We start from the raw sequence: 12,171 nt of genomic DNA on the forward strand, positions 1-12,171 counted from the left end.
ATTGAATTTGCAGCAACTCAGGCATGCGCCGGGAGCGTGGCGGGAGCCCACGGCAACGGGTTGACGGCATCGTGCGGCAGCGCCCATTTTGCATCGTAATCGATCCGCGCCAGATACAAGCCGTCCGGCATGAAGGTCGGGGCCGCACGGCTGCGGTCGCGGCATTCGAGTATCTCTTTCATCCACGAAGGAGGCTGATTGCCGTTGCCGATCACGATCAGCGAACCGACGATATTGCGCACCATGTGATGCAAAAATGCGTTGGCGCACAATGTGACGACAAGAATATCGCCCTGACGTTCAATGCGGATATCGTGCATGGTCTTGACCGGCGACTTAGCCTGGCATTCGGCCGCGCGGAATGACGAAAAATCATGCATGCCCAGCAAGTGCCGCGCCGCTTCCCGCATCGGTTCGACCTGCAACGGCCGGAACACCCATCCGGCCTTGCCCGCCAGCAGGGGTGAGCGCACCGGATGGTTGTAGATCACGTAATGGTAGGTACGCGCGACCGCGGAAAAACGTGCGTGGAAATCGTCCGGCGCCGTCGACGGCACTTCGCAGGACCAGCGCACCGCGATGGAAGGCGGCAGGAATGCGTTGACCCCGCGCACCCAGGAAAACAGTTCGCGATCGAGCCCGGTATCGAAATGCACCACCTGCTCCAGCGCATGCACGCCGGCATCGGTGCGCCCGGCGCAGGTCGTGACGATGTCGGTCAGGGTGAACTTCCTGAGCGCGTCTTGCAGCGTGTCCTGCACGGTTCCTCCGCCCGGCTGGGTCTGCCAGCCGCGCCATGGCGTTCCGTCGTACTGGACGCCGAGCACAATACGTTTCAAGTCGGCTCCGCTATGAATTCGTCAAAAACAAAACGGGCGCCCGCATCGCGTCGCGCCCGTTGATGGTTGGCTGCCAGGATTATGCGAGTTCCAGCAACAGCGACTTCGCCTTTTCGCTTTGCTCCGGCGAGCCGCCTTTCATGACCTCGTCCAGCAGTTCGCGCGCGCCTTCCTTGTCGCCAATCTCGCGGTAAGCCATCGCCAGATCCAGCTTGGTCGCCATCTCGGCGTCAACCGATGTCGTGTTCAGATCCAGCGACGGCAGTTCGTCGAGCGACTCCAATGAAGGCTCGGGCACCGCATTCGATGCGCCCGGGTTCAGGTCAAGGTTAATCCCAGACAAATCGAAGTCCAGCGGCTCGGATTCCGCGGAAGACGCCGGTTCCGCCTTCGCTTCCTCAGCAGTTGGGACCTCAGGAACTTCCGGCAATTCCGGAATGCTGAAATCCGCCGGTGCAAGCTCTTCCGCAGGCAACTCCAGCGGCGCATCCTTGGCAGAAGTTTCCTCCTGCGACTGGAATTCGAGATCGGCGATCGACGGGATCGGGTCCAGCTGCAGGTCGGCCAGAGGTTCCGGCTCGGATTGCCCCGCCGCTGCTTCCACCGGCTTGGCCGGCTCATCAAGGAAGTCGAAATCGATCGATGCCAAGTCAGCCGGCGGTTCAGCCGGTGCCGGATGCGGAATCGTGTTCGGGACTTTCGCCAGGTCCATGCCGTCCAGATCAAAGTCAAGGTCGTTCGACTCCGCCTTAGTCGCCGGCTGCTCCGGTAGCGGCGTCTCCTGCGGCAATTCAAGCGGCGCGTCCGTTTCCAGCGCGCTGTTGTTGAAGTAGGACGTGTCCGTTTCGAGCGAGCTGATATCCTCCGCCGGCACGTCTGGCTGGGTGCTCGCCAGCAGCGTGGCTAAGCCCTGATCTTTCAGCGGCTGTGTTGGGGCGATCATGCCAACGGCCGGCGCCGGGGCAGCTTCCGTCGCCTCCTTGCCGCCAGCGTACAGCGGATTGTTCGGGTCGATCGCAGCGCCCATGGATGCGGCTTGCGCCCACTCGTCGCCTTCGCCCTTGGTCAGGCCGTACAGCTCGGTCGCCAGCACCTCGAATGCGCGCAAATCCTTGCGGTTCGAGTAAATTTCCAGCAGCTTGACGCGCACCGAATGACGCTCCGGCTGCGTGCGCAGCGCCTCCTTCAGGATCTCTTCGGCCTGCGCATCGCGGCCGTAAGCGATATACACGTCGGCCTCGGCCACCGGGTCGACTTCGTTGGTATCGAGCTGCCTGGCCGACGGCGCAAAGCTGGAATTGAAGACGCTGTTGTTGGTATCGACGCTCTGGCCACCGGTCGAGCCGAACAGCGAATTGGCCTTCAGGCTCGAATCGGTGATGATGCTGTCCTCGAACTGCTTGCTCTTCCTGCGGCGCGCGCTGTAAATGCCGAGGCCGCCCAGGGCCACGAGCAATGCGCCCAGACCCGGCAGCACCAGCGGATTATCGAGCAGCCCATCGAAGAAGCTCGGTTCCGGCGCCGGCGGAGGCGGCGGAACAACGGGCTTCGGCTTTTTCGCCACGGGCGCGCTGCTTGCAGCGGGCGCAGAGGCCGCAGGTACGGATGCGGCCGGGGTCGATGCTTCGGGAGCCGATGCGGCAGGTGCAGGCGCTGCCGGCGTCTCCGCCTTGGGTTGCTCCTGTTTGCCGAGGTTCGGCGTCGCAGCCGTCGGAGCGGATGCGGCCGGCGCGGCAGGCTTAGCTTCGCCCTTTGCCGCCTCGGCCTGCTTCTGCTGCTCCGCCAGGCTCTTGTTCTTGACCTCCAGGACTTTCTGCAGGTCGGTTACATTCTTCTCGAGCTCCTTGATACGGGCGCTGGCTTCGGCGGCAGCCTTTTCCTTGGCAATCTTGTCTTCAGCCGAGGCGGCACCGGCTGCCTTGTCAGCGCCTGGAGCCGCTGCCGAATTCGACAGCTTCAATTTGTCCTTCGACTCGCTGGCGGGCGTCGGTTTTTCTTCGACCTTGGCGGTAATCTTGCCGCTGGCGCTTTGCCGGGTTTCCCCGGATTTCTGCGGCGCCGCGGTGGCGACCTGCCCCGCCAGCTTGCTGCGGTAGTTATGGAAATCCGCCGATTGCGCCACCACGATGCCGTGTGCTTCGGACTTGCCGATGCCCTGCGCCTCGCCGGCACTCGGCACGGTCAGGATTTGCCCGGCCTTGAGGCGATTCATGTTATTGCCGACGAAAGCATCGGGGTTGGCCTGATATAGCGCGACCAGCATCTGGTCGAGCGACAAGCCGCCGGTCTTGTACTGACTCGCGATCTTTGCCAGCGTATCCCCGTTCTTGACCTGGTATTCGGACAAGCCCGCTTCCCTGCTCTCCCGCGGCGCCGGCTTGGCCGCCTTGACTACCGGCTGCTTGGGCGTCGCCGGTTTTTCGGCGGCCGCGACCGGCGCAGGCTCGACGGCCGGTTGCGGCGCATTGGCGCGAGCCTGTTCGGCGCGCGGCGCAGGCGCCACCTGTGCCGCCTGCGCGGTGCGCATGTCGGGCGGGTCGAGAAGGAAGGTGTACTCGCGCACCAGGCGTCCATTCGGACCGCCCAGTTCCAGCAACATGTCGACGAACGGCTCGTTCAAAGGCTGGGTCGACGTGACATAGATGAATTGACGCCCGCCACGCTGATCCACGGAAAAGCGCAATGACGACAAGGCGGAATTAAAGTCCACCCCGGCCTGCCGGAAAGCTTCCGGAGATGCCAGTTTGGCGACCAGCGCCCCGGCCTCTTCCTTGGCCACCGAGCTGAGCTCAATTTCGGCGCGCAAAGGCTGACCAAGCGACGACAAGACCGTCAGCTTGCCCAGGCCAGCGGCATACGCATTGGAGAACAGCAGTGCCGAAGCAACTGCGGCGCTGATGGTCTTCAAATTGAGCGTACCGAACTTCTGGCGTGTGGTTGAATGCATGTTTGATGGCATAGGAGGCATTCCGTTTGCGTATCTGGTGGAGGCACAATTACCGCGCCAATTTATCATTCTTTCGGGGAACTTTCACCATATCATCATGGACTTAGGCGTGCAAGTGTAACCAACTTGCTAAGTTGCGCATGGCGCGGTGCCTTGTTAGACATAGGACTGGACGGGAAAATCACACAAAGTCAATGTTGCGCGCTGACAACGAAACTGGGGCCTGCCGGCAGTCGGTTCTATCGAACCGACTGCCGGCAGGCCCCAGCGCTTTGCTTTTACCAGCTTCCGATCAGGCGTCGAGCACGATGCGCAACATGCGGCGCAACGGTTCGGCCGCGCCCCACAGCAACTGGTCGCCGACCGTGAATGCCGACAGATACTCGCCGCCCATCTGCATCTTGCGCAGACGGCCGACCGGGATCGTCAGGCTGCCGGTGACAGCGGCCGGCGTCAGGTCCTTCATCGACGCTTCGCGCGTGTTCGGCACGACTTTCGCCCACTGGTTTGTGGCGGCGATGATGCCTTCGATCTCGTCGAGCGGCACATCCTTCTTCAGCTTGATGGTGAGCGCCTGAGAATGGCAGCGCATCGCGCCGATGCGCACGCACAGGCCGTCGACCGGAACGGCCGACTTCGCCGCCGGGCCGAACGCCTCGCCGCGGCCAAGGATCTTGTTGGTTTCTGCGCCAGCTTTCCACTCTTCGCGCGACACGCCGTTGCCGAGATCCTTGTCAATCCACGGAATCAGGTTGCCGCCGAGCGGCACGCCGAAGTTCTTGGTTTCGTCGGCAGTCAGCGCATGCTGCTTGGCCAGCACCTTGCGGTCGATTTCCAGGATCGCGGATGCCGGATCGTCCAGCAGCGCCTTGACCTCGGCGTTGATCGAGCCAAACTGGGTCAGCAGTTCGCGCATGTGCTGCGCGCCGCCGCCGGAAGCCGCCTGGTAGGTCATCGAAGTCATCCACTCGACCAGGTCGTGCTGGAACAGGCCGCCCAGGCCCATCAGCATGCACGACACGGTGCAGTTGCCGCCGACATAATTCTTCACGCCGCGCGAGAGCGCATCCTTGATCACGTTCAGGTTGACCGGGTCGAGCACGATGATGGCGTCATCCTTCATGCGCAGCGTGGAGGCCGCGTCGATCCAGTAACCGTTCCACCCGGCCGCGCGCAACTGCGGGAAAATCTCGGTGGTGTAGTCGCCGCCCTGGCAGGTAATGATGATGTCGCACTTCTTGAGCTCATCAATATTGTTGGCGTCTTTCAGCGCGGTTTCGTTTTTCGCCATTGCCGGCGCCTTGCCGCCTGCGTTGGACGTCGAAAAAAACACCGGCTCGATATGAGCGAAATCGCCCTCTTCCTGCATGCGCTGCATCAGGACCGAGCCCACCATACCGCGCCAACCCACCAGACCGACTAACTTCACGATTTTCTCCCTCAGTACATTCAAAAAACTCTGCTCATTGCGCGAGCGCCTTCACCACGGCGTCGCCCATTTCCTTCGTCCCGACCTTGGTCGTGCCTTCCTCATAGATGTCCGGCGTGCGCAAGCCCTGCGCCAGCACCTTCTTGACCGCGTTCTCGACGCGATCGGCCTGCTCCGCCTTGTTCAGCGAGAAGCGCAGCATCATTGCGGCCGACAGGATGGTTGCCAGCGGATTGGCGACGCCCTTGCCGGCGATGTCGGGTGCGGAACCGTGCGACGGCTCGTACAAGCCCTTGTTGTTCGCGTCCAGCGAAGCCGACGGCAGCATGCCGATCGAGCCGGTCAGCATCGCGGCGGCGTCGGACAGGATGTCGCCGAACATGTTGCCGGTGACGATGACGTCGAACTTCTTCGGCGCGCGCACCAGCTGCATCGCCGCGTTGTCGACATACATGTGATCGAGCGCGACGTCCGGATAATCCTTGTGCACGTCGGTCACGATGTCTTTCCAGAACTGGAAGGTTTCCAGCACGTTGGCCTTGTCGACGCTGGTCAGGCGCTTGCTGCGCTTGCGCGCTGCCTGGAACGCGACATGCGCGATGCGGCGGATTTCGGATTCGGCGTAACGCATCGTATCGAAGCCTTCGCGCTCGCCTTTGAACGGGCCGTCCGGGCATTCGCGCACGCCGCGCGGCTGGCCGAAGTAGATGTCGCCGGTCAGTTCGCGGATGATCAGGATGTCGAGGCCGGACACGACTTCCGGTTTGAGCGTCGATGCGCCGGCCAGTTCCGGATACAGGATGGCCGGACGCAGATTGGCGAACAGGTTCAGGTTCTTGCGCAGGCCGAGAATCGCCTGCTCCGGACGCAAAGCGCGCTCCAGCTTGTCGTATTTCCAATCGCCGACCGCGCCGAACAGCACCGCGTCGGCATCCTTGGCGAGCTTCAGGGTGCCATCCGGCAGCGGATGGCCGTGCGCCTCAAAGCCGGCGCCGCCGACCGGCGCGCTTTCCATTTCAAACTTTTCGTCGAGCGCGTTCAGCACGCGTGTCGCCTGCTCGATGATTTCGGGACCGATGCCGTCGCCCGGCAGAATTGCGATTTTCATTTACTCTTCTTCGTTGTCTGTTAAATCGTATTGCCCAGCCAGGGCTGTGCGGCGAGATGACGCTCTTCGAAGGCGCGGATCTTGTCCGCATGGCGCAGCGTCAGGCCGATGTCGTCCAGGCCATTCAGCAGGCAGTATTTGCGGAATGCATCCACGTCGAACGGATACGCGGCGCTGCCCTTGGGCGTGCTCACCACCTGTTTTTCCAGGTCGATCACCAGACGGTAGCCGGGAAAGGCCTTGACTTCGTTGAACAACTGGTCAACCTGCGCCTCGGACAGCACGATCGGCAGCACGCCGTTCTTGAAGCAGTTGTTGAAGAAGATATCGGCGAAGCTCGGCGCGATGATGGCGCGGAATCCGTACTGCTGCAAAGCCCACGGCGCGTGTTCGCGCGACGAGCCGCACCCGAAATTCTTGCGGGTCAACAGGATCGACGCTCCCTGGTAACGCGGCTGGTTCAGCACGAAATCCGGATTCACCGGGCGCTTGGAATTGTCCATCCCCGGCTCGCCGTGATCGAGGTAACGCCATTCGTCGAACAGGTTCGGGCCGAAGCCGGTGCGCTGAATCGATTTCAGAAACTGCTTGGGAATGATGGCGTCGGTGTCGACGTTGGCGCGATCGAGCGGCGCAACCAATCCTTCGTGTACGATAAATTTATCCATGGTCTTGATCTCACTGGAGCCCGCCGCTGCGGCAGGCACCTTGTCCTTATTTTCTCGCCGCGTTCTCGACGACTTCGCCGGCGCGCTTCACATCCTTGCCGATGCCTTCCACCGTGTTGCATCCCAACAGAATGAGCGAGGAAAACAGCAGAACGAACAGATTTTTCATTTTTTCTTTGCCTCCCTAAATCCCGCTAGCGCAGCGCGCGCACGTCGACGAAGTGCCCGGCGATGCCGGCGGCTGCCGCCATTGCCGGCGACACCAGGTGCGTGCGGCTGCCCTGCCCCTGGCGTCCCTCGAAATTGCGGTTGGACGTCGATGCGCAGCGCTCGCCCGGCTCCAGCCGGTCGGCGTTCATTGCCAGGCACATCGAGCAGCCCGGATCGCGCCATTCGAAACCGGCTTCCTTGAAGATCTTGTCGAGTCCTTCGCGCTCGGCCTGCTCCTTCACCAGGCCGGAACCCGGCACCACCAGCGCCAGCTTCACGTTCGATGCGCGGAACTTGCCGCGCACGACGGCGGCAGCGGCGCGCAAGTCTTCGATGCGCGAGTTGGTGCAGGAACCGATGAAGACCTTGTCGATGCGGATATCGGAGATCGCTGTGTTCGGCTTCAGGCTCATGTAGACCAGCGCCTTTTCCATCGCGTCGCGCTTGACCGCATCCTTTTCCTTGTCCGGATCCGGCACGCGGTCGTCGATCGCGACTACCATCTCGGGCGAAGTGCCCCAGGTGACTTGCGGCTTGATCTCGGCGGCGTTGAGCGTCACCACCATGTCGAACTTGGCGCCGGCGTCGGAATGCAGCGTGCGCCAGTATTCGACCGCGCGGTCCCAGTGCGGGCCGACCGGCGAAAACGGGCGGCCTTTCACGTAGTTGATCGTGGTGTCGTCGACCGCCACCATGCCGGCGCGCGCGCCTGCCTCGATCGCCATGTTACAGATCGTCATGCGCCCTTCCATCGACAGCGAACGGATGGTGGAGCCGGCGAATTCGATCGCGTAGCCGGTGCCGCCGGCAGTGCCGATCTTGCCGATCACGGCCAGCACGATGTCCTTGGCGGTGACGCCGAACGGCAGCGCGCCATCGACCTGCACCAGCATCGCCTTGGATTTCTTGGCCAGCAGAGTCTGGGTCGCCAACACATGCTCGACCTCCGAAGTGCCGATGCCGTGCGCCAGGCAGCCGAAGGCGCCGTGGGTGGAAGTATGCGAGTCGCCGCACACGACCGTCATGCCCGGCAGGGTGGCTCCCTGCTCCGGCCCGATCACGTGCACGATCCCCTGGCGCTTGTCGCGCATGCTGAAATAGGTTAGCCCGTACTCCTTGGTATTGGCGTCCAGCGTCTCGACCTGCAGGCGCGATACCGGATCGGCGATGCCCTGGGCGCGGCCCGTGGTCGGCACGTTGTGGTCGGCCACCGCCAGGTTGGCGGAATTGCGCCACGGCTTGCGTCCAGCCAGTTTCAGACCTTCGAATGCCTGCGGGCTGGTGACTTCATGCACCAGGTGACGATCGATATAGAGAACGGCGGTGCCATCCTCTTCGGTATGCACGACGTGCGATTCCCAGAGTTTGTCGTAGAGCGTTTGAGCCATGTTTCAAGAGCGAGCCAAAAGGATGCGCCATGCAGCGCAATACGTTGGAAAGAGTCCTTGATTATGCCATAGTGCAGCGCAAAACCGCGGCGCGCCCGGCGAAAGGCGTGCACGATCGGCCCCGGCAGAAGATTGTTAATTCTTTTTTAATCCCTACTTCTTGCGCGCCTGCTCGTAGAGCGGCATTACCCGCTGCGAATAGTTGGTCAGGTCATTCAGGCGATCTTCGCGTGACGGGTGAGTCGACAGGAACTTGATTGGCTCCGCGCCGCCGATTTGTCCCATTTTCTGCCACAGCGAGATGGCCGCGCGCGGATCGTAGCCCGCACGCGCGGCCAGCTCCACGCCCATGCGGTCGGCTTCCGATTCCTGGTTGCGCGAATGCGGCAGGCCCACCAGGCCCATATAGGCGTATTCGGCGCCCTTCTGTCCGATGTCGCCCAAGCCGAGCAATTCGGAACCGATCTGGATCAGGCTGCCCGCCACCATTTGCTCCGAAGCGCGCTCGCGCGAATGCTCGCGCAAGGCATGCGAGATTTCGTGACCGAGGACGGCGGCCAGTTCGTCGTCGGTGACATTGAGCTTATCGATCAGGCCGGTATAAACCGCAATCTTCCCTCCGGGCATGGCCCAGGCATTCACTTCCGGGGAGGTCAGCACATTGGCTTCCCAGGCCCACTGCAGGGCATCGGGACGGAAAACCGCGGTTTGGGGAATCAACCGGTTGACGATGTTGCGCACGCGCTGCACTTGGGTGGAATTTCGGTTGAGCAAGCCTTTGCTGCGTGCCTCATTCATTACCTGCGCATACTCCTGGCTGGCCGCCTGCTGGATTTCAGCGGCCGGCACTGCCATGCGCTGCTCGCGCGTCACGCCGACGGCGCCGCCTTGCGTGGTTTGCACCGTTTCGCAGGCAACCAGCGAGAGCATCACCGTCGCCGTCGCCAACTTCGATAGCAGGCTTCTCATGATCGGTTTCATTTTTTCTCCTCATGACGATGGGGTTGCCAGCGGTATGACAATGCCGCCGCCGCGGCGCCCGCCAGCGCGAACATTGCTGCCATTAAATAGACTGTTTGCGAGCCAAATGTATCCCAGAACACGCCCAAAATCAGTCCGCCCAAGGTGCCGCCCAGCCCATATGAAATGCTGGTGAATAGCGCCTGGCCGCTTGCCTGCAGCGGCCCGGAGAACCAGCGCTGCAGGGTTGCCACGGATGCCGAATGATGGGTGCCGAAGGTGGCAGCATGCATTACCTGAGCCGCCAGCAGCAAGATCAGCGACTGCGCGCCGAAGCCGATCAGCAGAAAGCGCAGCACCGCGATCAGCAGGCTGGCCATCATCAGCTTTTGCACGCCGTAGCGGCGAAAAATTGGTGCCTGGAAAAAGAAAAAGGCGATTTCCACCACCACGCCGAGCGACCACATGAGGCCGATCACCGTATTGCTGTAGCCGATCTGCGCCAGGTACAGCGAGTAGAAGACATAGAGCGACGCGTGCGCCGCGATCATCATGAAGGTCGACACAAAAAACGCCAGCACTTCGCGCCTGCGCAGCAACGCGATGACGGATGGAGCGCCGTGCGGTGCGGTGACCGGCGCCGCCTCCTGCATGCGCAGGCTGGCCACCAGCACCAGCGCGAGCAAGGATATCGAGATCCAGGGCATCAGATGGATGCCGAAGCGGTCGAGCGCTGGCCCGGCGAGCGTCACCGTCAGGATGAAGCCGACCGACCCCCACAGGCGCAGGCGGCCGTAGTGGGTAAGGTCGCCGCGCATCTCCGACAACATCAAGGCTTCCGACAACGGCGCCTGGGCGCTGGTAAACAGGTTCACCAGGACCATCACCAGGAAGAAGTGTGCAAACGTCTGGCCGACAAAGATGCCGGCGAACAGCGCGGTGGCCGCCACTGCGGTCAGCCGCAATACCGTCACTCGCTTCTGGTGGCGGTCGGCCACCCAGCCCCACAGGTTGGGACCGAAGATGCGCATGACCTGCATCAGCGACATCAACACGCCGATCTCGGCGGCGCTCATGCCCTTGCCTGAAAAATACAGGCTGGCGTACGGCGAAAACACGCCGACGTAGCCGTAGTACGCGAAGAAGAACAGAGCGAAACTGAACGACTGCTTTGGCCAGGACGGATGCTGCACGGAAGTGTGATTATGAGTGCCGCAGGCTTGGTTGTGCGGCGCGCCGTTGTCGCTCGGCCTGCCCTTGCGACAACGTCCCCGGGATGCCCCCCGGGCAGCGGCGTGGCGGCATTACCTGATGCGCGCGGCGATCTTCGGGGTATCGACGCGCACGTCGCCGCACTGCGCGCGGTGACGCAACGCGTGGTCCATCAGGACCAGCGCCAGCATCGCTTCCGCAATCGGCGTGGCGCGAATGCCTACACAGGGATCGTGACGCCCGAAGGTTTCGACGTTGACCGGATTGCCGCTCTTGTCGATCGAACGGCGCGGCGTGCGGATGCTCGACGTGGGCTTGATCGCGATCGAGACCGTGATGTCCTGCCCGGTCGAAATGCCGCCCAGGATGCCGCCGGCGTGATTGGTTGCAAAGCCCTGCGGCGTCAGTTCGTCGCCGTGCACCGTTCCCTTTTGCGCGATCGACTTGAAGCCGGCGCCGATTTCGACACCCTTGACCGCGTTAATCCCCATCATGGCATACGCGATATCGGCATCCAGCTTGTCGTAGATCGGTTCGCCCAGTCCGACGGGCACGTTTTGCGCAACGACGTCAATGCGCGCGCCGCAGGAGTCACCGTCCTTGCGCAGCGCATCCATGTAAGCCTCCAGCTGCGGCAGGATATCCGCATTGGCGGCAAAAAACGGGTTGTCCGGCACATGCTCCCAGGACTGGAACGGGATTTCGATCTCGCCGAGCTGGCTCATGCACCCCTGGAAGGTGGTGCCGAATTGCTGGTGCAGCCATTTCTTGGCGATGGCGGCGGCGCCGACCACCGGTGCGGTCAGGCGCGCCGACGAGCGTCCGCCGCCGCGCGGGTCGCGGATGCCGTATTTGTGCCAGTAGGTGTAGTCCGCATGGCCAGGCCGGAACGTGTCGGCAATATTGCCGTAGTCTTTGCTGCGCTGGTCTTCGTTGCGAATCAACAACGCGATCGGCGTGCCGGTCGTCTTGCCCTCGTACACGCCGGACAGGATTTCCACCGTGTCCGATTCCTGGCGCTGCGTCACGTGCCGCGACGTGCCCGGCTTGCGGCGGTCGAGTTCGGGCTGGATATCGGCTTCCGACAAGGCCATGCCCGGCGGGCAGCCATCCACCACGCAACCGATGGCCGGGCCGTGCGACTCGCCGAAAGTGGTGACCGAAAAGAGCGTGCCGATAGTGTTGCCGGACATGGTGATATCGAATTGATTAGAAAGGCACGATTTTAACGTATCGTCCTTGCAGCCGTAGAAAAAACGCGACAACCAACAGTTGCGGCGACGGATTAACCACATGAAAAAATTAAGGAAATGTCTTGATTGCACGACAGCAAAATATCGTGCAGTATCCAAACAATAATTTACAGAGCGAAATTACTTAACTGAAAGCATGTCCACCGCTTAGTAAGCT

At 62.1% G+C, this 12,171-nt stretch carries 10 protein-coding genes; all 10 read right to left on the minus strand.

Going from position 1 to position 12,171, the window contains the following annotated elements; genetic code table 11:
* Positions 1-17 precede the first annotated feature (17 nt).
* The 10 genes from truA to aroC all read right to left on the minus strand — a co-directional run bounded on the left by truA (position 18) and on the right by aroC (position 11,954).
* Entirely contained in the window at positions 18-839 is an 822-nt protein-coding gene (gene truA, locus FAY22_RS10270; protein ID WP_146330107.1) for a tRNA pseudouridine(38-40) synthase TruA, read from the minus strand.
* Positions 840-918: 79 nt separating this feature from the next.
* Positions 919-3,786 carry a FimV/HubP family polar landmark protein gene (locus FAY22_RS10275; RefSeq protein WP_146330108.1) on the minus strand — a complete coding sequence of 956 codons (2,868 nt, stop codon included), beginning with the start codon at positions 3,784-3,786 and terminating at the stop codon, positions 919-921.
* A gap of 292 nt (positions 3,787-4,078) precedes the next feature.
* Positions 4,079-5,182 carry an aspartate-semialdehyde dehydrogenase gene (asd, locus tag FAY22_RS10280; protein ID WP_246860747.1) on the minus strand — a complete coding sequence of 368 codons (1,104 nt, stop codon included), beginning with the start codon at positions 5,180-5,182 and terminating at the stop codon, positions 4,079-4,081.
* 67 nt (positions 5,183-5,249) lie between these two features.
* Positions 5,250-6,323 carry a 3-isopropylmalate dehydrogenase gene (gene leuB, locus FAY22_RS10285; protein ID WP_146330110.1) on the minus strand — a complete coding sequence of 358 codons (1,074 nt, stop codon included), beginning with the start codon at positions 6,321-6,323 and terminating at the stop codon, positions 5,250-5,252.
* Positions 6,324-6,343: 20 nt separating this feature from the next.
* Complete coding sequence (gene leuD / locus FAY22_RS10290; protein ID WP_146330111.1) at positions 6,344-6,991, minus strand: 3-isopropylmalate dehydratase small subunit; 648 nt, start codon at positions 6,989-6,991, stop codon at positions 6,344-6,346.
* A 46-nt stretch (positions 6,992-7,037) separates the two neighbouring features.
* Positions 7,038-7,160 (minus strand): entericidin A/B family lipoprotein, encoded by a 123-nt coding sequence (locus FAY22_RS10295; RefSeq protein WP_146330112.1) that lies wholly within the window; start codon positions 7,158-7,160, stop codon positions 7,038-7,040.
* 25 nt (positions 7,161-7,185) lie between these two features.
* Positions 7,186-8,589: a 3-isopropylmalate dehydratase large subunit gene (leuC, locus tag FAY22_RS10300; protein WP_146330113.1), complete on the minus strand. Its 1,404-nt coding sequence runs from the start codon at positions 8,587-8,589 to the stop codon at positions 7,186-7,188.
* Positions 8,590-8,742: 153 nt separating this feature from the next.
* Complete coding sequence (locus FAY22_RS10305; RefSeq protein ID WP_146330114.1) at positions 8,743-9,570, minus strand: M48 family metallopeptidase; 828 nt, start codon at positions 9,568-9,570, stop codon at positions 8,743-8,745.
* Positions 9,567-10,742, minus strand: a complete 1,176-nt coding sequence (locus FAY22_RS10310; protein ID WP_146330115.1) for an MFS transporter — start codon at positions 10,740-10,742, stop codon at positions 9,567-9,569. Before FAY22_RS10310 ends, FAY22_RS10305 begins: the two co-directional genes overlap by 4 nt.
* A gap of 111 nt (positions 10,743-10,853) precedes the next feature.
* Positions 10,854-11,954: a chorismate synthase gene (aroC, locus tag FAY22_RS10315; protein WP_146330116.1), complete on the minus strand. Its 1,101-nt coding sequence runs from the start codon at positions 11,952-11,954 to the stop codon at positions 10,854-10,856.
* Positions 11,955-12,171 lie beyond the last annotated feature (217 nt).

It is taken from the genome of Noviherbaspirillum sp. UKPF54, assembly GCF_007874125.1.
In the GTDB taxonomy this organism is placed as follows: Bacteria; Pseudomonadota; Gammaproteobacteria; order Burkholderiales; family Burkholderiaceae_D; genus Noviherbaspirillum.